A 20,413-nucleotide genomic window follows, 5' to 3' on the forward strand; every position below is an offset into this window, starting at 1 on the left:
TAAGATAAGACGAACGACCAGAGGACCTAATCGTGACTGAACCAACAAAGCGCATCCGGCTCGCCATCGTTGACGACCACCGAATGTTGCTCGGTGCGCTCACCGAGTGGATTCGCCAGGCCGCCGCCGACATCGACATGGTTGTTGCCGTGCCGACGTGGCCCGAACTCACGATCCACCCCGAGTTCCCCGTCGACGTTGTGCTCCTCGACCTCGACCTCAAAGACAACATCCCGGTCTCGCTCAAGATCAACACCCTCAAGTCGATGAACGTGCGCGTCGTCCTCATGAGCACCTATTCCGAGCCCAACGTGGTTCGCGAAGCTCTCGCCGCTGGTGCCCTCGGCTACCTCGTCAAGAGCGAAGACGCTGACATGATCGTGGAAGCGATCCGCGCAGCATCCAAGGGTGAGTCGTTCATTTCCGCCGAACTCGACTTGGCGATCAACGCCGACGAAATCGGTGGAGCCCCCAAGCTCAGCGCCCAAGAACGTCGCGTCATGGCGCTCTACGGCGGCGGCGAGCCCGTCAAGTCGGTCGCCTACCAACTCAGCATCTCTGAAGAGACCGCCAAGAGCTACCTCAAGCGCATTCGCGAGAAGTACCGCGTCGCAGGCTTCGATGTTGGCACCAAGGTAGCGCTGCGCAAGCGCGCCCTCGAAGACGGCATCCTCATCGAGACCGACACGATGCACCACCTCTAGGCTGCACCGCTCGGCACCACGCTTAAACGCAATCGCCCTGTCCCACTGCGTGTGGGACAAGGCGATTGCGTTGTGCGGGTTGCGCGCGTTGCGTGCTCGCGCACATGCTGATGCTGGCGCTCAGCGACTGGCGCTCAGCAACTAGCTCTCAGCGCGGATGATCGCCTGCTCGAGGCGCTCAACCTTGCCGGTCATCTCCCCGGTGCGACCGGGGCGGATGTCGGCCTTCAGCACGAGCGAGACACGGGAACCAAATTGCCCGACAGCTTCTGTCGCGGCCTTGATGACGGCAAAGACTTCGTCCCAGTCTCCCTCGATGGTCGTAAACATCGAGTCGGTCTGGTTCGGAAGCCCCGAGTCGCGCACCACTTTTACGGCGGCCGCTACGGCATCGTGGACCGAATCGGTTCCGTCGGAACCACCACTGGGTGCGATTGAGAATGCGACGATCATGCTGACTCCTTTGCCGTGGGGCGTTCGAGGGGCGGGCTGTAGGGGGTTGAGAAGAACAGCTGGGGCGTGTGTTCCCCGCTCGCAGACGAGCGAGAACCGAGCCGTATGAGCTGCACGATTGCCCACACCAACAGGGCGAGAAGGAGCACGTTTCGCACTGTCAGGATGGCAACCATGATGGGGTCGGCAGCCAAGAGCTGGTCATAAAAGTACGGATACACCAGCTGGGTAAGGGCGGCAATGATGAGGGCGAGCACTGCGGGCATCTGGAACCGAAGCGACCCCTCGGCGCGAGCGGTGAGCAGCCCAAGAACGATCGGTACCGCGAGCCAACCAACAAACTGAGGCGAACCGACCTTATTGACCACGATGAGCGCGGTTACGAGGGCGAGACTCACCATCGAAAGAACGCCGAGAGTTGAGGAGCCCGCGCGCGTTGCTCTCAGGCCCAGCACAGCGATCACGAGAATGACCACTCCCAGCAGCGGTGTCATGAGGGCCGCCGCGAGTTGCACTCCAGCTCCGGTCACTTGAAAAGTGAGAATCGAGGCGTCGTAGTAGATGAAAGTGTTGGGCACGCCGGCGACGGCCTGCCAGAGCCAGAACGCGGCGACGGGAGATTCAATCTGGATGCCGCGGCCCGTCTGCTCGCTGACAAAGCTGAAGATGTTCATCCCGGAGCCTGCCAACAGCGCGAACACCACGACCGTGGCAGTCGTTCCCGCGGCAGCGATCGCAATGGCCCAGCGATGGCGCAGCGTGATGAACGCCGCGAGCAGGAGTGCTGCAGGCCACACCTTGATCCAGGTGGCACACGCCAACACGATTCCTGCCGCTCGCGGGTGCCTGCTCAGCAGCCGCACTCCGACAAGCGCGACAGCTACCGTCACCGCGTCAATGCGACCGAGCGCAATCGGGCCGAGCGCCAGCAAGAAAACCAGCCACCACCATCCGATAATCACTCCCGCGCGCGAGCGACCCCAGCGGGTGAGAAAACCAAGCGCGACGAGGTTGAGGAGCATCACGAGGGCCAGCCAGGTCGCGCCAATGTGACCGATGCCGAAGGTGACAGACGCGAGAATCGGCACGATCGCGAGCAGCGGATACACCCACGGCATATCGACGCCCACCACGATGCCCGAGGCGTAGGCCTGCTGCGCCCAGCCGGCGTACACGATAGTGACGTCCCCGAAGGGGTTTCCGGGGCCCTGAAGGTTGAGCAGCCCCAGCACGAGATGCACGGCGATAAAGAGAAGCCAGAGCGCGAAGGCGCTGACGGTGTGGCGGTTCAGCACGCCGCTGCAGAAGCAGGTGCAGTGCCGCCAGCGATCGCCGCAAGTTCCGCGACGATCGGCGGAACGTGAGCACACAGGTCGAGAATGGTGAGCGGGCCGCCAGCGCTGGCGGCCTGCGCGGCGCGGCCGTGAACGTAAGACGCGGCGGCAGCGAGCCCCACGAGCTGTGCCGGATCGGCGAGCACCGCGTCACTGTGAGTTGCGACCAGAGCCCCGAGGATGCCGCCGAGAGCGTCACCGGCGCCAGCGGTAGCCAACCAGGCCGGTGCAGCCGCAACCGCGACTGTCGTTGTTCCGTCGGAGATGTACGTCGTGTGGCCCTTGAGCAGCACGGTGCAGCCGAGTGTGGTCGCGGCGGATTGCGCCCAGTCACGCGGCGCCGCAGCGATATCGTCGACAGGTTCGCCAAGCAGCCGGGAAAGTTCACGGTAGTGCGGGGTGATCACCGTCGGGGTGTTCACTCGGTGCACTACGTCAAGGGCTCCCCCGTCGAGCACAATGGGCACGTTCTGACTGATCGCCGCGGCAATGCGTTTCTCGGCATTCGGCTCACGGTCGGCATGGTCCATGCCCGACCCGATCAGCCAGGCCTGCACCCGGCCGTCAGCCATGACCGCTTCGGGGCGACGCTGCAAAATCAGGTTCTCGGCACGCTCAGCACCGAGGTAGCGGATCATTCCGACTCCGGTTCGAGCAGCGGCTTCGACACCGATAACGGCGGCTCCCGGATACTGCGCCGACCCTGTAATCAGCCCAAGCACCCCGCGGGAGTACTTGTCATCAGAGTCTTGGGGCAGAGCGATGTGACGTGCCGCCTCAGCAGCACCCCACATCAGCTCAGTCTCCATGGATGTCAACGATAGTTGAGAACGCCGCTAGCGACGCCGGGTGGCGTCTTGCACTTCGCCGACGAGCACTTCAATGATGTCTTCGAGGAACAGCACACCCGTTGTCTCGCCGGTGGCATCGAAGCTGCGAGCAACGTGCACTCCCGAACGACGCATTGTCGCCAGCGCATCTTCGAGGTCAGTCTCGCAGTACATCGAAATGAGCTGACGAATCCGCTTAGGCGGCACTGGCTCCGAGAATTCACTCTCGTCGAGGTCGATGACGTCCTTCAAATGCAGGTAGCCCGTGGGCTCCCCCGCATCATTCAGCAGGATGTAGCGCGAAAATCCACGCTGCGCGACCGCCTTTTCGAGATCGGCAGGTGCGGCAGCTTCGGGCAGCGTGACGAGCCCCGACATCGGGATTGCGACATCCCGAACCTTTTTGGAGGTGAACTCAAACGCACCGGTGAGAGTGCCACCGGCATCCATCAGCACGCCTTCTCGCTTCGACTGGGCAACAATCGTGGCGACCTCGTCGAGAGTGAATACGCTGTTCGCTTCGTTCTTCGGCACAACCTTGAAGAGTCGCAGGATGCCGTTCGCGATCGCGTTGAGGGCAACGATGATGGGGCGGAAGACTGTCGCGATGAACACGAGCGGCGGCGCCAAGATGAGCACCGCACGATCGGGAATCGAGAACGACAAGTTCTTGGGCACCATTTCGCCGAGCACGACGTGCAAGAACGAGACAATGATCAGCGCGAGAATAAACGCCACAGTACTGATCAGTTCTTCGCTTAGCCCGGTCAGCGCCAACGGCACCTCGAGCAAGTGGTGAATAGCCGGTTCTGACACATTCAGGATCAGCAGCGAACACACGGTGATGCCCAGTTGGCACGCCGCGAGCATGAGCGTCGCGTGTTCCATCGCCCACAGCGCGGTCTTTGCCGAACGTGAACCGGATGCCGCAAGCGGCTCAATCTGTGAGCGTCGCGCCGAAATGACGGCAAACTCTGCCCCCACGAAGAAGGCATTGATGATGAGCAGAACGAAAAGCCAGATGATTCCCCAGACGTCCATTAGCGCACCACCTCGGCATCGCTTGTGGCGTCAATCGGATCGGGGGTAAACCTCACGCGGTCGATGCGTCGACCTTCCAGTCGTTCAATGCGGAACACTCCGCCGGCGGCGGAGATGGTGTCGCCGGTGCGCGGCACACGGCCGAGTTCGCTCATGAGCCACCCCGCAACCGTTTCATATGGTCCCTCTTCGGGAACTTCAACGCCCGTGCGCTCAAGAAGCTCATCGGGGCGCAGAATTGCGGGGAAGGTGAACCAGTCACGCGAGCGCACCACATCTGCTTTCGAACGGTCGTGCTCGTCAGACACTTCGCCGACGAGCTCTTCCACGAGGTCTTCGAGCGTGGCGACTCCGGCAGTTCCACCGTATTCGTCAACGACAACAGCCATTTGGTAGCCACGTCCGCGCAGTTCGGAGAGGAGGGCATCCAGTCGCATCGTTTCTGGCACCCGAAGCGCTTCGGTTTGCAGCGCAGAGACGGGCACGTCGGCACGCTTCTTGTGCGGTACCGCAACAGCTTGCTTGATGTGAACAAAGCCCACAACATCGTCGATGCTGTCATCGATTACGGGAAAGCGAGAGAAGCCTGTGCGCTTAGCGAGGTCAATGACGTCTTGCGCACTGTCGGTGCGGTCGATGCTGTCCACCCGCGGCCTCGGCGTCATCACGTCTTGCGCCGTGTGATCGGCAAAGGCGAGGGTGCGCGCGAGCAGGGTGGCCGTGTCCGCTTCGAGGCTGCCTTGGCTAGCCGAACGGCGAACGAGCGACGTGAGTTCCTCTGCCGTGCGTGCGCCCGAAAGTTCTTCTTTCGGTTCGATTCCCACAGAGCGGAGGATCGCATTTGCGGTGTTGTTGAGCAGGCTCACAGCTGGCTTGAACACCGTCGTGAAAAGAATTTGGAACGGCACAACAAATTTTGCGGTGGCGCGTGGCAACGCGAGAGCGAAGTTCTTGGGAACCAGCTCGCCCACAATCATGGAGAGCAGCGTGGCGAACGTGATGGCCAGCACGCTAGCGAGCACGACCACGACGCCGTCAGGCAGCACTTCGCCGAGCGGAATCGATAGCCAAATGCTGAATGCAGGTTCGAGGGTGTAACCCGCGAGAAGAGTCGTGAGGGTGATGCCCAGTTGCGCGCTCGAAAGATGAGTCGAGGTGTGCTTGAGCGCCGCGATTATGGGGGAAAGTCGCTTTTCGCCACGCTCTTGTCGTGACTCAAGATCGGAACGATCCAGGTTGACGAGAGCAAATTCAGAGGCGACGAAGAAGCCAGTGCCGACGGTCAGCACGAGGCCGGCGGCGAGGAGAAGCCATTCATTCATGACAGTTCACCTCCAGCCGCGGAGGTAGGTAGAGAACGGGCGAGAAACAGGTGATGGTCGCACGGAGAAGGGCCCCGGCGACAACTAGAGGGAGGGTCGTCCATTATGGGCTCGATTATAGGACAGATTCCTCAGTAACCACCGATCCACTACCAGCTCACGGGCAGCGCCTTTCCCTCTTCATACCCGGCAGCGGACTGGATTCCCACCAACGCCCGCTCGCGGAACTCCCTCAGAGTGGCCGCGCCAGAATAGGTGCACGAGCTGCGCACCCCCGAGGTGATCATGTCCACGAGGTCGTCGATAGACGGTCGAGCCGGGTCAAGATAAATCTTGGAGCCTGAAATTCCCTCGGCGAAGAGTTCCTTGCGAGCGAGATCGTAGGCATCAAGGCCACCAAAACGGGCCCGCACTGCCTTCGTTGACGCCATCCCCCAGCTGGTTTTGTAGAGCGCACCGGCATCGTCGTGACGCAATTCGCCCGGGGCTTCGATCGTGCCGGCAAACCACGAACCGATCATGACGGATGTCGCCCCAGCGGCGAGTGCGAGCGCAACGTCGCGCGGGTAGCGCACCCCGCCGTCAGCCCACACGTGGGCGCCGAGTTCGCGCGCGGTTGCCGCCGTCTCAAGCACTGCGGAGAACTGCGGACGACCGACCGCGGTCATCATGCGCGTGGTGCACATGGCCCCTGGGCCAACCCCGACCTTGATGATGGTTGCTCCTGCTCCGACAAGGTCACGCACAGCGGCGCTCGTCACCACGTTGCCTGCAACTAGCGGTACGCCGAGGTCGAGGGCGGCGACGGTTTCGATCGCCCGCACCATGCCTTCTTGGTGTCCGTGCGCGGTGTCGAGAACGAGAGCGCACGCGCCGGCGGCGACGAGAGCACGGGCGCGGGCACCAACATCACCGTTGATTCCGAGGGCGGCGGCGACCGCGAGTTTGCCGTCGCCGTCGAGGGCTGGAGTGTAGAGCGTGGAACGGAGCGCGCTGGTCTTACTGGTCGTTCCTGCGACCGTAGTGCCCTCAACGACAGGGGCGAAGCCGAGGCCTCGCTCGACGAGAAGGTCGAAGAGTTCGCGAGCGCTGCCGAACTCCGTGCGGTCAATCGCCTGCGCGTCAGCGCGGGCGATGTCGCCCAGAGCGGCACCGGGCATCGCCGTGGCCAGTTGTTCGGCATCCACCACACCAACGAGTTCGCCGTCGTTCTGGAGCACAACCCCGTGGCCGGGCAGCGGAGGCACCAGCAGCAGTGCTTTCTCTACTGTGTCGTTCGGGCTCAAAAAGACGGCGGAGTCGAGATCGACGGGTTGGTTTCGAACCCACGCGAGAGCCTCAGTCATGTCGTCGTCGCTGAGATCTTGCGGGAGCACGCCCAGTCCTCCGCGTCGCGCCAGACTGGCGGCCAGGCGAGGGCCGGTCACCGAGTTCATGTTGGATGCCACGAGCGGTATGGTCGCGGGCGTTCCGTCACCGGGCGCCAGCGAGACGGCCATCCGGCTGCCTACCGAGGAGTGGCTAGGCACCAAAAACACGTCAGAGTAGGTCAAGTCGTGCGTGGGCGTGGTCTCGTAGAAATCCATAGTGACGAGCCTAATTGTCATTAGAGGAAAACAATCTGCAGAAAAGTCAGGAAAATAACGGAGATCGCCGCCTCACGGCCAGCAGACGCACAACAAAGCGATTAACATTGTCAGGGATGTCTGGCGCGCAGACCGCGCGCCGTTTTTGTGATCACCAGAACTGAAAGTAGGCGGTTTGACGTGTCAGGCCAAGTAACCGGAACCGCAGCGGACGGAGACTCCTCGGGCGACTTCGGGGCCAACGAATGGTTGGTCGACGAGATGTACGAAAAGTACCTCGAAGACAAGAATCTAGTAGCGGAATCCTGGTGGCCCTTCTTGGAGAGCTATACGCCATCGGCAGACTTGACTCCTTCAAGTGCCGTTCCCACGTCAACAACTCCGGATGCTCCGGCCGCAGCCCCGGCGACGACGCCGGCTGCACCGCAGCCCGCCGCCGCAGCAACTCCCGCAACTCCCGCAGCCGCCGAGGCAGCTCCCGCCGCTCCCGCGGCCCCCGCTGCTGCTCCAGCCGCCGAGGCCAAGCCCTTCGTCGACGAGGCTAACCCCAGCACGGGCAGCCAGCCCATCGCTCGCACTACCTCGATTGAGCCGAAGCCCCAGCCGATCCCGGCTGAAGCGCCGTCGACGACTCCGATTGAAACGCTCAAGGCTGAGGCCGCAGCTAAGCCCAAGACGGAGAACGTCGTTGCTCCCCTCCGTGGCGCTGCGAAGGCACTTGCGTCGAACATGGACTCAAGCCTCACGGTCCCTACCGCTACGAGTGTTCGCACAATCCCGGCGAAGCTCATGATTGACAACCGCATTGTCATCAACAACCACCTCAAGCGTGCTCGCGGTGGCAAGGTGTCGTTCACGCACCTCATCGCGTGGGCCATTATCGAGACTCTCAAAGAGTTCCCCAGCCAGAACGTTTTTTACGACGAGCCAAATGGCAAGCCGTCTGTTGTCACTCCGGCGCACATCAACCTCGGCATCGCGATCGACATGCCGAAGCCTGATGGCACGCGCGCGCTCGTTGTTCCCGGCATCAAGAACGCCGAGACCATGGGCTTCGCCGAGTTCCTCGCCGCCTACGAAGATGTTGTGTCTCGCGCCCGCGCGAACAAGCTGACCGGGCCCGACTACATGGGCAACACGATCTCGCTCACCAACCCTGGCGGAATCGGTACCGAGCATTCCGTTCCCCGCCTCATGCGCGGTTCGGGAACGATCGTCGGCGCCGGAGCGCTTGAATACCCGGCCGAGTTCCAGGGTGCGAGCCTTCGCACTCTCACGGAGTTGGGTATCGGCAAGACGGTTACCCTCACGAGCACCTATGACCACCGCGTCATTCAGGGTGCCGGCTCGGGTGAGTTCCTCAAGAAGATCCACGAGCGACTCATCGGTGCCAACAACTTCTACGAAGACATCTTCGCGGCGTTGCGCATCCCTTACGACCCCATTCACTGGGCCAACGACATCAACGTCGACCTCGCCGACAACATTAACAAGACGTCGCGCGTTCAGGAACTGATTAATTCGTTCCGCGTTCGTGGTCACCTCATGGCTGACACCGACCCGCTCGAGTACCGTCAGCGTTCACACCCCGACCTCGACATTTCGAGCCACGGCCTTACCTTCTGGGATCTCGACCGTGAGTTTGTCACTGGCGGTTTCGGCGGCAAGCGTCAAGCCCTGCTGCGCGAGATTCTTGGCACACTGCGTGATGCTTACTGCCGCACCGTTGGCATTGAGTACATGCACATTCAGAACCCGGAGCAGCGCCGCTGGATCCAGGATCACGTCGAGAAGCCCTACAGCAAGCCCGGCCACGACGAGCAGATGCGCATCCTCGGCAAGCTCAACGAAGCCGAAGCCTTTGAGACCTTCCTGCAGACCAAGTACGTCGGCCAGAAGCGCTTCAGCCTTGAGGGTGGAGAGTCGACGATTGCGCTGCTGGATGCCGTCATCCAGAAAGCCGCCGAGGCCAACCTTGAAGAGGTTGCCATCGGTATGGCCCACCGTGGCCGCCTGAGCGTGCTCACGAACATCGCCGGAAAGACCTACGGTCAAATCTTCCGCGAGTTCGAGGGAACCCAAGACCCGCGCACCGTTCAGGGTTCGGGTGACGTGAAGTACCACCTCGGCACCGAGGGCACCTTCACCGCTGCCGATGGTCGCCAGATTCCTGTCTACCTTGCCGCTAACCCGTCACACCTTGAAGCGGTAGATGGCGTGCTTGAGGGGATCGTTCGCGCTAAGCAAGACCGTCGCCCCATTGGTTCCTACGCCGTTCTGCCCGTCATGGTTCACGGAGACGCGGCGATGGCCGGTCAGGGAATCGTTGTTGAAATATTGCAGATGTCGCAGCTGCGGGCATACCGCACGGGTGGCACCATTCACGTGAACATCAACAACCAGGTTGGTTTCACGACGCCGCCGAGCGAGGGCCGCACGTCGCAGTACTCAACAGATGTTGCCAAGACGGTCCAAGCACCGATCTTCCACGTGAACGGTGACGACCCCGAAGCTGTTGTTCGCGTTGCCGAGCTCGCCTTCGCTTACCGCCAGAAATTCCACCGCGATGTTGTGATCGACCTCATCTGCTACCGCCGCCGTGGCCACAACGAGGGCGACGACCCCTCGATGACGCAGCCGCTCATGTACAACTTGATCGAAGCGAAGCGGTCCGTTCGAACCCTCTACACCGAGGGTCTCGTCGGTCGTGGCGACATCACTCAGGAAGAGTACGAAGCCAGCCACCAAGACTTCCAAGACCGCCTCGAGCGCGCTTTTGCCGAAACGCATGCCGCTCAGACCGGTTCGATGCCGATCCTCACCAAGGATGGCAACGGAGTTTCTGACCTCGAGCGTCCCGGCTCGCAGCGCGACGATGCCATCGGAGAGCCCATCACGACGGGCATCGACGAGAGCGTCGTTCAGCTCATCGGCGACGCGCACGCTAACCCACCGGCACACTTCACCGTGCACAAGAAGTTGCAGGCTCTGCTGAAGAAGCGCACTGACATGAGCCGCAAGGGCGGCATTGACTGGGCTTTCGCCGAGTTGCTCGCGATCGGTTCGGTGCTTCTCGAAGGCACCCCGGTGCGTATGGCCGGTCAGGATGCTCGCCGCGGCACGTTTGTTCAGCGTCACGCTGTGCTCCACGACCGCGAAAACGGTCAAGAGTGGCTGCCGCTGCAGAACCTTTCCGAGAACCAGTCTCGCTTCTGGATCTACGATTCGCTGCTCAGCGAGTACGCCGCGCTCGGCTTCGAGTACGGCTACTCGGTCGAGCGTGCCGATGCTCTCGTCATGTGGGAAGCCCAGTTCGGTGACTTCGCCAACGGCGCTCAGATTGTCGTAGACGAGTTCATTTCGAGCGCCGAGCAGAAGTGGGCGCAACGTTCAAGCGTCGTCATGCTGCTGCCGCACGGCTATGAGGGCCAGGGCCCTGATCACTCCTCCGCCCGCATCGAGCGCTACTTGCAGATGTGTGCCGAGAACAACATGATCGTGGCACGCCCGTCGACGCCCGCATCGTATTTCCACTTGCTGCGCCGCCAGGCCTACTCGCGTCCGCGCCGTCCGCTGATCGTGTTCACCCCGAAGGCGATGCTTCGCCTGCGCGGTGCCACCAGTGATGTTGCCGACTTCACGAGTGGTCGCTTCGAGCCCGTTCTCGACGATGTTCGTCTCGACGACAAGTCGGCCGTCACTCGCGTCATCGTGACGTCGGGCAAGACCTACTACGACATCGTTGCTGAACTCGACAAGCGCGAGATCAAGCACATTGCCGTGGTGCGCATGGAGCAGTTCTACCCGCTCCCTGTTGCCGACATGAATGTGGTTCTCAGCCAGTACCCGAACGCAGACATCGTGTGGACTCAGGATGAGCCCGAGAACCAGGGTGCTTGGCCGTTCATTAGCTTGGAACTGCAGCGCCACCTTGAGTCGCGCGAGATCAAGCTCGCCTCGCGTCCGGCATCCGCCTCACCGGCGACCGGTTCGTCGAAGCGCAGCGCGCTCGAGCAGGCCGAACTGATCGACCACGCGATTACCCAGCCGTAACCGCACCCGCGTTAACAACAAAAGCGGGCATCCTCTTCGGAGGATGCCCGCTTTTGCGTTAGCACGTGAGCAGCTGTAGGCGCTCAGCGCTAGAGAGTGTTTAGGCGCCCGCCAGCTTCGACAAGATCGCGCTGCGCAGATCATCCGGTGCCGTCTCCCGGCAGGCCTGCTTGACCTTGAGCTTCAACGCGAGTGCCACAAGATGTTCGCTTGAGCAGGATTCGCAGTTGTCGAGATGGTTTGAGACATCCTGAAAGTCGGCCTCGTTGAGTTCGCGGTCGAGGTATTCCTCGAGTTCAGCTTTTGCTTTTTCGCAACCGCAGTCGGTCATTTGGTGCTCCTTGATGCTGCTGGCGTGACGGGGGTGCGGTCACGCGCGTAGTCGGCCAGTAGTTCGCGCAACATACGACGGCCACGGTGCAGTCGGCTCATTACGGTGCCTACGGGGGTTTTCATGATGTCGGCGATCTCCTGATAGGAGAAGCCCTCAACGTCGGCGAAGTAGACCGCGAGGCGGAAGTCTTCGGGAATCGACTGCAGGGCATCCTTCACCGCGCTATCGGGCAGGTGATCAATCGCTTCAGCCTCGGCAGACCGGGTCGACACCGACTGGGTGACAGATTCTGCGCCACCCAATTGCCAGTCTTCGAGCTCATCGATCGTGCCCTGATAAGGATTGCGCTGGTTCTTGCGATAAATGTTGATGAAGGTGTTGGTCTGGATGCGGTACAGCCAGGCCTTCAGATTGGTGCCCTGCTGGTATTGCCCGAATGCTTGGAACGCTTTTACGAAGGTCTCTTGAACGAGATCTGCAGCGTCGGTGGGGTTGCGGGTCATACGCATGGCAGCGCCAAAAAGCTGGTCCATAAAGGGCAGCGCTTGCTCTTCAAACTGTCGTCGCTTCTCGTCAGCGGCAGCATCGGTAGCGCTGGGCTCAACTCTGTCGGTAGTCATTAGCGACAATTCTAGTTCGCTGATGACGGCATCCTGCTGAGTGTTCAGTACTGCGGTCATACGGGCGCCTCCTCCGTGGGGTCTTAAACGCCGATACTCTTAGTAACTGATGTTCGTATCTAAGTATTCCAACCCAGAATTCAGCCCGTATGACGACGAGACGGTGCCAGACACCACGGTGCCCGGAAACTGGCCTGCGCCCACCGTTTCGCATGCGCTCGCAGCGTCACTGAGTTTGCCGGGCAGCAAGAGTCTCACGAACCGCGAACTGGTCTTGGCTGCCCTCGCTGATGGCCCCTCCCGTTTGCACTCGCCCCTTCATTCGCGCGATAGCGCTCTCATGATTCAGGCTCTCCGCGCGCTCGGCGTGGGAATTGACGAGATCGCAACGGGGAACGCTTTTGGTCCCGACCTGCAGATCACCCCGGGCGAACTCGAAGGTGGCACCTCAATCGATTGTGGTCTCGCGGGAACGGTCATGCGTTTCCTGCCGCCCGTTGCGGCGCTCGCCCTCGGGCCGGTCGCTTTCGACGGCGACGAAGCAGCCCTTCGTCGTCCCATGCGCACCACGATTGACTCGCTGCGAGCGCTCGGCGTGGATGTCTCCGACGACGGTCGCGGAACCCTCCCCTTCAGCCTGTATGGCATGGGCACGGTTGCCGGCGGTGACGTCAGCATCGATGCCTCGGCATCCAGCCAATTCGTTTCTGGTCTTCTTCTGGCGGCAGCACGCTTCGAGAACGGACTCACTCTGCATCACACCGGCGACAAGCTGCCGAGCATGCCGCACATTGAAATGACGATTGCGTGTCTTGCTGCTCGCGGGGTCACGGTCGCGAGCCCGGAACTCGGGGTGTGGGTTGTTCCTGCTGGCCCGATCCACGCGATCGACGTGGCGCTCGAGCCCGACCTCTCCAACGCAGCGCCGTTCTTGGCTGCCGCGATCGTGGCCGGCGGAACGGTCACGATCGAAGGCTGGCCAGAGTCGACCACTCAGGTCGGTGCTGACCTTGAGCAGCTACTTCCGCTTTTCGGTGCGACGGTCACGCGCAAAGATGGTGCGCTCACTGTCGATGGCGGCGTAGGCGTGGTGGGCGGTCACCGTTACCCCGGAATTGAGCTCGACCTCTCTACCGGTGGCGAGCTCGCTCCCGCAATCGTGGCGATCGCAGCACTCGCGTCGTCCGCGAGCACAATCACGGGAATCGGCCACTTGCGCGGCCACGAAACCGACCGTCTCGCAGCCTTACGCACCGAGATCAACGCGCTCGGCGGAGCCGTCACCGAACTTGACGACGGTCTCCACATTGAGCCAGCCGAACTGCACGGTGGCGTGTGGCACAGCTACGAAGACCACCGGATGTCCACGGCCGGCGCCATCATTGGCCTTGCCATTGAAGGCGTGGAGATCGAGGGTATCGACGCCACCGCCAAGACGCTCCCCCAGTTCCCAGAACTGTGGCGCACGCTCGTCGGCGATGCTCCGCTGACCACTGACACTCTCGGATTGCTCTAACGATGAGTTGGCTCACGGGCGATGACGACGATGATGACCGCAAGTACAGCGAATACGACGAGAGTTCGATTCGCATGCGGCCGAACCCCAAGGCCAATAAGCCACGGAGCAAGATTCGCCCCGACCACGCCGACGCCATTGAGGGGCGCGTCTTTAGCGTCGATCGCGGGCGTTATGGAGTCTGGGTAGACGAGGGCACGCCAGACGAACGCCAAATCATTGCCGCTCGTGCGCGTGAACTCGGCCGCAACCAGCAGGGCAAAGTGTCGGTTGTCACCGGTGACTGGGTCGATCTCGTCGGCGATACAACCGGCACCGAAGGTACTCTCGCGCGCATCGTGCGCATCCGAGAGCGCACCACGCTGCTTCGCCGCAGTGCTGATGACACGGATGCCGTCGAACGCATCATTGTCGCCAACGCCGACCAGATGCTCATCGTTGTTGCCGCCGCCGACCCGGAACCGCGACCGCGACTCGTCGACCGCTATCTCGTGGCGGCCTTTGATGCGGGGATTGATCCCATCCTGTGCATCACCAAGACTGACCTGCAAGATCCGGCGCCGTTCTTGGAGAACTTTGCCGGTCTCGATCTCACAGTGATCGAGAGCCGTTCGGATGAGGTTCCCCTCGACGAGCTGCGTGCCCTTCTCGACGGCCACACTACGGTTGCGGTTGGTCACTCGGGAGTGGGCAAATCGACGCTTGTGAATGCTCTTGTGCCCGACGCTAATCGCGCGGTCGGCCATGTCAATGCGGTCACGGGGCGCGGGCGTCACACGTCGTCGTCGACCATTTCGTATCGCGTGGGCACCGGCTGGGTCGTCGATACTCCCGGAGTTCGATCCTTTGGCCTCGGTCACATCGACCCGAGCAAGATCTTGTCGTCGTTTACCGACTTGGCCGAGCTTGCCGAAGAATGTCCGCGCGGCTGCACTCACTTGCCCGATGCCCCCGACTGCGCAATCGCTGAAGCGGTCGCAGCAGGGGCGCTCGGCGAGGTCGGCAAGTTGCGCCTCGACTCGTTCCAGCGGCTCATCACGACACTCGGTTCCGCTAGCGTGTAGTCGTGACCGAATACACTCTCGCCGACGATCTTTCCCTCGCGCTTGCCCTCGCCGGCGATGCCGACCTCATCTCGCTCGACCGCTTCACCGCCCTCGATCTCGAAGTCACGACTAAGCCCGACCGCACGCCGGTCACGGATGCCGACAAAGCTGTTGAGCGCAGCATCCGTGCCGGAATTGCTGCTGCCCGCCCCGGAGACTCGATTCTCGGAGAAGAGTATGGCGAGGCCGGAGACTCGAACCGCCAGTGGATTATCGATCCCATCGATGGCACCTCCAACTTTTTGCGCGGCGTCCCCATCTGGGGAACCCTGATTTCTCTCGTCATCGATGGCGTGCCCCAGGTCGGCGTGGTTAGCTCTCCCGCTCTCGGCAAGCGTTGGTGGGCAGCAACAGGTCACGGCGCCTTCGCCCAAGCCCACGGTGGCGAGCCTGAACAGATCTCGGTGAGCAAGGTCTCCTCGCTAGAGGCGGCATCCATCAGCTACAACAGCCTGCCCGGCTGGGATGAAGCTGGTCGCCTCGATGCTGTCGTTGCGTTGACTCGTGCCACGTGGCGTTCGCGCGCAATCGGCGATATGTGGGCGTACATGCTGCTCGCCGAAGGTGCGCTCGACGTCGTGGGCGAATTCGACTTGAAGCCGTATGACATGGCAGCGTTGATCCCCATTGTGTTGGAGGCGGGTGGTCGTTTCACTTCTGTTGAAGGCGTTCCGGGACCGTGGGAAGGTAACGCTCTGGCAACAAATGGCGTACTTCATGACGAAGTTCTGGGGTTTTTGAGCTCTCACTAGGGTTTCGCCCGCTTCTGTTAGCTGTGAATACGCTGAGTTTCACTAAGCTTGACCAGAACGAAGCGTGACTACCTCAGACGAAAGAGACCCACTTCCATGACGACAGAGAACATCTGGCGCCGGACGCTCGCCATCGCCACCATTGCTGTTGCAGCAGTGGCGCTCAGTGGCTGCAGCATCCTCGATCAAGTTACCAACCAAATTTCGGATGCCGTCGACCCCGGAGCCGGCACCACGCAAGACATCTTCAGCCTCGTTATTGGCGACTGTGAAGTCGGCAACCAAGACGGTGGCGAAGTTTCCAGCACCAAAACCGTCGACTGCGCGGAGCCGCACGATGCTGAGGTCTACGCTGCGTCCTACATGGCCGAGGGCGACTTCCCCGGTGACTCCGCAATCGAAGATCAGGCGACGGCTGACTGCTACGCAGAGTTCGGAACCTTTATCGGCGCGGACTACGAAGACTCGGTCTACGACTTCTCCTGGTACTACCCCACTGAGGGCAGCTGGTCAGAGGGCGACCGCGAAATCTTGTGCCTCGTCTATGACCCCTCAGGCAACCAGATCAGTGGTTCGCTCGCAGGTGCAGCAGAGTAATTTTCTTACCCGTTCGGCCGACCAAGACACCGTCTTTGTCGGCCGTTCTGGCGTTAACGGGAAGAACTGAGAGCATGGGGACGTTGCATCCGGTATCCGGATAAGAAACGCTGGAGCACGTCGATACGAAAGTGGTAACGGATAATGAAGATCGAATTCCCCGGCTCCAACGGTTCCATGCTGGCGGCGCGTCTCGACCTCCCCGATGGCGCTCCTTCTGCTTTCGCCCTTTTCGCGCACTGCTTCACGTGCTCGAAAGACTCATTCGCTGCCTCACGCATTTCGAAAGCACTTGTTGACTACGGCATCGCCGTATTGCGTTTTGACTTCACGGGCTTGGGCGGCTCCGACGGTGATTTCTCGAATACCAACTTCAGCTCGAACATCGACGATGTCGTCGCCGCCACCGAATACCTCGGCACCAACTACCGTGCGCCTACGATTCTTATCGGGCACTCACTCGGTGGAGCCGCCGTGCTCGCTGCCGCGCACCGCGTGCCGTCGACTCGTGCTGTCGTCACACTCGGCAGCCCAAGCGATCCGGCGCACATCACGAATCTCTTCGCCCATGCCAGCGCCGAGATTGCGGCTGCGGGAGAAGCAATGGTTCAGCTGGGCGGTCGCGAGTTCCGCATCCGCAAGCAACTCCTCGACGACATCGCCGCCCAACCGCAGTCCGCTCGATTGCGCGATCTTGATGCCGCCCTGTTGGTTATGCACTCCCCCATCGACCAGACGGTGGGGGTCGACAACGCGCGAGAGATTTTCGAAACAGCGAAGCACCCCAAGTCTTTTGTGGCGCTCGATGGCGCGGATCATCTCCTGAGCAATCGGGACGATGCTGCTTTCGCGGCGAGCATGATCGCGGCGTGGTCAGCTCGCTACGCTTTCGACGGCGCGGCGGCTCCTCAGCCGACAAAGAGCGACACTGGCACAAAAACCGCTGCGGTTGTCAACCCGAGCGCGGTTATTACTGCCGACGGCAGGTCGGTGATCGTCACCGAGAGCGGTCCGGCGCGCTACGAACAGCGAGTATTCGCGTCGGGGCACGAACTGATCTCTGATGAGCCTGCACCGCTGAGCGAGAATCATGGCGCTGCACCGTATGACTTCGTCTTGGCTGGTCTCGGAAGCTGCACCTCCATCACGATCAGGATGTACGCCGACCGCAAGAAGATGCCGCTGAAGTCGGTAAGCGTGCGCCTCACTCGCGAGCGGATCGATGCGGCCACGTGTGAGCACTGCACCTCAACCGAGGGCATGGTCGAGCATTTCACTCGTGAGCTCACCTTCGCGGGTGAACTCACCGATGAGCAACGAGCTTCTCTGCTCGTCATTGCCGACAAGTGCCCTGTACACCGCTCTCTCGAGGGCGAGATCTCGATCACGACTACAGAACGCTCCTCAGTTCACTAGCCCTCTCAGCATCCGAGGGTTACAGTAGTTAGGTAACCCTAACTTTTAGTGAAATGAGCCGGCGCCCGCGCCCATCGCCTATGACAATTGAACGTGACTCCGTTAAGCATCCCCTCGTTATCCGCCACCTGACGGTCAGCGCCGTCAGCCACCCGGCGCCGTCGATTGCGCGCATCACCCTCAGCGGTGATGAACTCGCCGGATTTGTCAGCAGCGGCCCCACCGACCACGTCAAGGTATTCTTTCCCGATCCCGCAACCGGCGTGCTCACTGCACCCACGATGACCGCCGATGGAATCAAGAAGCCCAAGGGCGAGGGTAAGGTTATTTCGCGTGACTACACCCCGCTCGGCTTCCGCAGCGATGCTGGTCGTCACGAGCTAGATATCGACTTCGTCGTCCACGGTGATGAGGGGCCTGCCTCCGCCTGGGCCGGCTCAGCCGCCGCTGGCGACAGCCTCGTGATCGCGGGCCCGCGCGGATCACGACTGCTGCCTGTTGGCGCAACCCACGTCATCCTGATCGCGGACGAGACTGCGTTTCCTGCAGCCTCGCGCTGGATCGACATGCTCCCCACCTCGGTAAACATCACCGCCCTGTTCGATGTCGCCGACGACAGCCTTGAGAGCTACTTCAGTGACGAGCAGAAGGCTCGAATGGATGCCGAGTGGTACTACCGTCGCGACGGCCTCGGCCAGCTGGAGGCTGCTCTCCGAGCGCTCGGCGAAATTGGTGAGTCGACCTTCGTGTTCCTCGCCGGCGAAGCAACCACACTCGTGCCGCTCCGCCGCTACTTGCGTCGCGAGTTGGGATTGCCCAAACAGCAGGTGACGGCCGACGGTTACTGGCGTCGTGGCGTGACGAACGCTGACCACCACGAGCCGATCGACCCCTCAGACCCCGAGGACTAAACCGTCTTTGCGAGCGTGCGTTTCGCAGCGCTGAGTGGCGAAACGCCCGCTCGACTGAGCACCAGTCCGGCGCGAGATTGACGGGTCTGCGAGGCAGGCTCAAGTGTATGCTGATGGCACAAGTGAACAGCCGTCATTCCGCTGCGGGAGAGTCCTTCCGATCGATGGTTGGCGCCGTAGGAGCAAACCCTCTCCGGGAATCTCTCAGGCCCCAGTACCGCAGTGGATAGGCAACTCTGAAAAGTAGTCGGCCCTGCCCGACTCGCCGACGGGGCAACGCAACGCCACAAGCGTGCGGAAACTCTCAGGCCCAATACAGAGCGGAGAGGACTCAACGACGCCCGCACGACGCAGTGTGGTGAAGAAACGGAGTCACCGTGGCCATTCGCAATCTGACCCCCCGAACTGAAGTACCGACGCCCTCGCTCGAAGAAGTGCCCCTGAGCAGCTTCGATCTGTTCACTGTCGGCATCGGCCCTTCCAGCTCGCACACCGTCGGCCCCATGCGCGCGGCTGCGTCCTTCGCCGCTGATCTTTCCGAACACGGGATGCTCGACTCTGTCGCCACTCTCAGCGTTCGCCTCTACGGTTCTCTCGCCGCAACCGGTGCTGGCCACGGCACGATGAGCGCGGTGCTCATTGGCTTGGAGGGAAAGCTCCCCGACCAAGTTCTCCCCGCCGAGATGGACCAGATTCTGGCCCGCATCGAAGAATCCGGGCTGCTGCACGTGAGCGCGAGCCGCGATGTGCCGTTCCGCGAATCCGATATTGCCCTGCACCCGCTCACCGTGCTCGACGGGCATCCCAATGGCATGCGTTTTGCGGCATACGATGCGGATGGCGCCGCAATTCTGGAGGCAACGTACTTCTCGATCGGTGGCGGTTTCATCTATCGTGAGGGCGACAACCGTGATGGCAGCTCCTCTAGCGGCCCAGCCGTCGTGGCGGATCCGCTGCCGTTCCGCACTGCCGCACAATTGCTCGCGCACTGCCGCACCGAGGGGCTCAGCTTCAGCGGTGTGATGTTGCGCAACGAGTTGGCCCGCCGCCCCGAGTCTGAGGTGGTTGCTGGCCTCCTGCACATCCGCGATGTCATGGATGAGTGCAAGAACAATAGCCTTGAACGCACCGGCAACCTCCCCGGCAATTTGAAGGTGCGTCGCCGGGCTCCCGAGTGGCACCGACGCTTGCGCGAAGAAGACCCCAACCGCGATCCGAACTTCTGGCAGGAATGGGTCAACCTCGTTGCCCTTGCCGTCAACGAAGAAAATGCGTCGGGTGGCCGGGTCGTCACTGCCCCCACTAACGGTGCTGCCGGCATCATCCCGGCTGTGCTGTTTTATGCGACCCACTATGCGCCTGGCATGAAGGACGCCGACCAAGCGACGAAGGATGACGCTACCGTTCGCTTCTTGCTGGCCAGCGCGGCCGTGGGCGTGCTCTACAAGCGCATGGCTTCGATCTCGGGCGCCGAGGTCGGATGTCAGGGCGAGGTTGGCTCGGCCTCCTCTATGGCTGCTGCGGGGCTCGCGGAAATTCTCGGCGGAACTCCCGCACAGGTCGAAAACGCGGCCGAGATCGCGATGGAACACAACCTCGGCCTCACGTGCGATCCCATTGGCGGTCTCGTACAGATCCCGTGCATTGAACGCAATGCGATTGCTGCCTCGAAGGCGATCAACGCTGCAAAGATGGCGTTGTGGGGCGATGGCGAGCACCGTGTCTCGCTCGATGAGGTCATTATCACCATGGCCGAGACCGGCAAGGATATGAGTTCGCGCTACAAGGAAACGTCGATGGGCGGTCTCGCCGTCAACGTCGTCGAGTGCTAGCGGGCA

17 protein-coding genes and 1 riboswitch are annotated in these 20,413 nt (G+C 61.7%); of the genes, 9 read left to right on the plus strand and 8 right to left on the minus strand.

The annotated features are described in order from the left end of the window. The first annotated feature begins 32 nt into the window (after window positions 1-32). On the plus strand, window positions 33-704 hold the full coding sequence (locus tag I6E51_RS13960) for a response regulator transcription factor (RefSeq protein ID WP_197108987.1): 672 nt from the start codon (window positions 33-35) through the stop codon (window positions 702-704). A 141-nt stretch (window positions 705-845) separates the two neighbouring features. On the opposite strand, the gene I6E51_RS13965 is transcribed toward I6E51_RS13960, so the two are convergent. The 6 genes from I6E51_RS13965 to I6E51_RS13990 all read right to left on the minus strand — a co-directional run bounded on the left by I6E51_RS13965 (window position 846) and on the right by I6E51_RS13990 (window position 7,270). Next, a complete protein-coding gene (locus I6E51_RS13965) occupies window positions 846-1,157 on the minus strand; it encodes an MTH1187 family thiamine-binding protein (RefSeq protein ID WP_197110696.1) in 312 nt (103 codons plus the stop codon). Next, window positions 1,154-2,452, minus strand: coding sequence for a glycosyltransferase 87 family protein (locus I6E51_RS13970; RefSeq protein ID WP_197110697.1), 1,299 nt, complete (start codon window positions 2,450-2,452; stop codon window positions 1,154-1,156). The genes I6E51_RS13965 and I6E51_RS13970 overlap by 4 nt, the downstream gene beginning before the upstream one ends. After that, complete coding sequence (locus I6E51_RS13975; protein ID WP_197110698.1) at window positions 2,446-3,300, minus strand: ADP/ATP-dependent (S)-NAD(P)H-hydrate dehydratase; 855 nt, start codon at window positions 3,298-3,300, stop codon at window positions 2,446-2,448. The genes I6E51_RS13970 and I6E51_RS13975 overlap by 7 nt, the downstream gene beginning before the upstream one ends. A 27-nt stretch (window positions 3,301-3,327) precedes the next feature. After that, window positions 3,328-4,362, minus strand: a complete 1,035-nt coding sequence (locus I6E51_RS13980; RefSeq protein ID WP_197108990.1) for a hemolysin family protein — start codon at window positions 4,360-4,362, stop codon at window positions 3,328-3,330. Beyond that, complete coding sequence (locus I6E51_RS13985) at window positions 4,362-5,684, minus strand: hemolysin family protein (protein ID WP_197110699.1); 1,323 nt, start codon at window positions 5,682-5,684, stop codon at window positions 4,362-4,364. The genes I6E51_RS13980 and I6E51_RS13985 overlap by 1 nt, the downstream gene beginning before the upstream one ends. Window positions 5,685-5,833: 149 nt before the next feature. Next, window positions 5,834-7,270: a GuaB1 family IMP dehydrogenase-related protein gene (locus tag I6E51_RS13990; protein WP_197110700.1), complete on the minus strand. Its 1,437-nt coding sequence runs from the start codon at window positions 7,268-7,270 to the stop codon at window positions 5,834-5,836. Between the two features lie 180 nt (window positions 7,271-7,450). On the opposite strand from I6E51_RS13990, the gene I6E51_RS13995 reads away from it, so the two are divergent. Next, the gene (locus I6E51_RS13995; RefSeq protein ID WP_197110701.1) at window positions 7,451-11,323 is read left to right on the plus strand and encodes a multifunctional oxoglutarate decarboxylase/oxoglutarate dehydrogenase thiamine pyrophosphate-binding subunit/dihydrolipoyllysine-residue succinyltransferase subunit; all 3,873 of its coding nucleotides are present in this window, start codon (window positions 7,451-7,453) and stop codon (window positions 11,321-11,323) included. Window positions 11,324-11,423: 100 nt separating this feature from the next. On the opposite strand, the gene I6E51_RS14000 is transcribed toward I6E51_RS13995, so the two are convergent. Together I6E51_RS14000 and I6E51_RS14005 are read right to left on the minus strand one after the other, a co-directional pair. Next, window positions 11,424-11,654, minus strand: a complete 231-nt coding sequence (locus I6E51_RS14000) for an anti-sigma factor (protein ID WP_197108994.1) — start codon at window positions 11,652-11,654, stop codon at window positions 11,424-11,426. Further along, window positions 11,651-12,277 carry a sigma-70 family RNA polymerase sigma factor gene (locus I6E51_RS14005; RefSeq protein ID WP_231600170.1) on the minus strand — a complete coding sequence of 209 codons (627 nt, stop codon included), beginning with the start codon at window positions 12,275-12,277 and terminating at the stop codon, window positions 11,651-11,653. Before I6E51_RS14005 ends, I6E51_RS14000 begins: the two co-directional genes overlap by 4 nt. Window positions 12,278-12,386: 109 nt before the next feature. Here I6E51_RS14005 and aroA point away from each other — a divergent pair, with 109 nt between their 5' ends. From aroA to I6E51_RS14040, 7 genes are all read left to right on the plus strand, one after another. Next, window positions 12,387-13,793 (plus strand): 3-phosphoshikimate 1-carboxyvinyltransferase, encoded by a 1,407-nt coding sequence (gene aroA / locus I6E51_RS14010; protein ID WP_197110702.1) that lies wholly within the window; start codon window positions 12,387-12,389, stop codon window positions 13,791-13,793. Between the two features lie 2 nt (window positions 13,794-13,795). Then, window positions 13,796-14,857, plus strand: a complete 1,062-nt coding sequence (rsgA, locus tag I6E51_RS14015) for a ribosome small subunit-dependent GTPase A (protein WP_197110703.1) — start codon at window positions 13,796-13,798, stop codon at window positions 14,855-14,857. A 2-nt stretch (window positions 14,858-14,859) separates the two neighbouring features. After that, window positions 14,860-15,651, plus strand: a complete 792-nt coding sequence (locus tag I6E51_RS14020) for an inositol monophosphatase family protein (protein WP_197110704.1) — start codon at window positions 14,860-14,862, stop codon at window positions 15,649-15,651. A gap of 96 nt (window positions 15,652-15,747) precedes the next feature. Continuing rightward, window positions 15,748-16,248, plus strand: coding sequence for a septum formation family protein (locus I6E51_RS14025; RefSeq protein WP_197108998.1), 501 nt, complete (start codon window positions 15,748-15,750; stop codon window positions 16,246-16,248). 144 nt (window positions 16,249-16,392) lie between these two features. Then, window positions 16,393-17,664: an alpha/beta fold hydrolase gene (locus I6E51_RS14030; protein WP_197110705.1), complete on the plus strand. Its 1,272-nt coding sequence runs from the start codon at window positions 16,393-16,395 to the stop codon at window positions 17,662-17,664. Between the two features lie 80 nt (window positions 17,665-17,744). After that, the gene (locus I6E51_RS14035; protein WP_197109000.1) at window positions 17,745-18,575 is read left to right on the plus strand and encodes a siderophore-interacting protein; all 831 of its coding nucleotides are present in this window, start codon (window positions 17,745-17,747) and stop codon (window positions 18,573-18,575) included. Between the two features lie 134 nt (window positions 18,576-18,709). Continuing rightward, window positions 18,710-18,805: riboswitch (glycine riboswitch) on the plus strand. A 204-nt stretch (window positions 18,806-19,009) separates the two neighbouring features. After that, a complete protein-coding gene (locus tag I6E51_RS14040; RefSeq protein WP_197110720.1) occupies window positions 19,010-20,407 on the plus strand; it encodes an L-serine ammonia-lyase in 1,398 nt (465 codons plus the stop codon). Window positions 20,408-20,413 lie beyond the last annotated feature (6 nt).

Source organism: Salinibacterium sp. NSLL17, from assembly GCF_015864935.1.
Lineage (GTDB): Bacteria > Actinomycetota > Actinomycetes > Actinomycetales > Microbacteriaceae > Rhodoglobus.

Coding starts and splice junctions, on each gene's coding strand:
- rsgA (WP_197110703.1), top strand. CDS start 13,796: ATGAGTTGGCTCACGGGCGATGACGACGATGATGACCGCAAGTACAGC.
- aroA (WP_197110702.1), top strand. CDS start 12,387: ATGTTCGTATCTAAGTATTCCAACCCAGAATTCAGCCCGTATGACGAC.
- I6E51_RS14035 (WP_197109000.1), top strand. CDS start 17,745: ATGACAATTGAACGTGACTCCGTTAAGCATCCCCTCGTTATCCGCCAC.
- I6E51_RS13985 (WP_197110699.1), bottom strand. CDS start 5,684: ATGAATGAATGGCTTCTCCTCGCCGCCGGCCTCGTGCTGACCGTCGGC.
- I6E51_RS13965 (WP_197110696.1), bottom strand. CDS start 1,157: ATGATCGTCGCATTCTCAATCGCACCCAGTGGTGGTTCCGACGGAACC.
- I6E51_RS13980 (WP_197108990.1), bottom strand. CDS start 4,362: ATGGACGTCTGGGGAATCATCTGGCTTTTCGTTCTGCTCATCATCAAT.
- I6E51_RS14025 (WP_197108998.1), top strand. CDS start 15,748: ATGACGACAGAGAACATCTGGCGCCGGACGCTCGCCATCGCCACCATT.
- I6E51_RS14000 (WP_197108994.1), bottom strand. CDS start 11,654: ATGACCGACTGCGGTTGCGAAAAAGCAAAAGCTGAACTCGAGGAATAC.
- I6E51_RS13975 (WP_197110698.1), bottom strand. CDS start 3,300: ATGGAGACTGAGCTGATGTGGGGTGCTGCTGAGGCGGCACGTCACATC.
- I6E51_RS13990 (WP_197110700.1), bottom strand. CDS start 7,270: ATGGATTTCTACGAGACCACGCCCACGCACGACTTGACCTACTCTGAC.
- I6E51_RS14030 (WP_197110705.1), top strand. CDS start 16,393: ATGAAGATCGAATTCCCCGGCTCCAACGGTTCCATGCTGGCGGCGCGT.
- I6E51_RS14005 (WP_231600170.1), bottom strand. CDS start 12,277: ATGACTACCGACAGAGTTGAGCCCAGCGCTACCGATGCTGCCGCTGAC.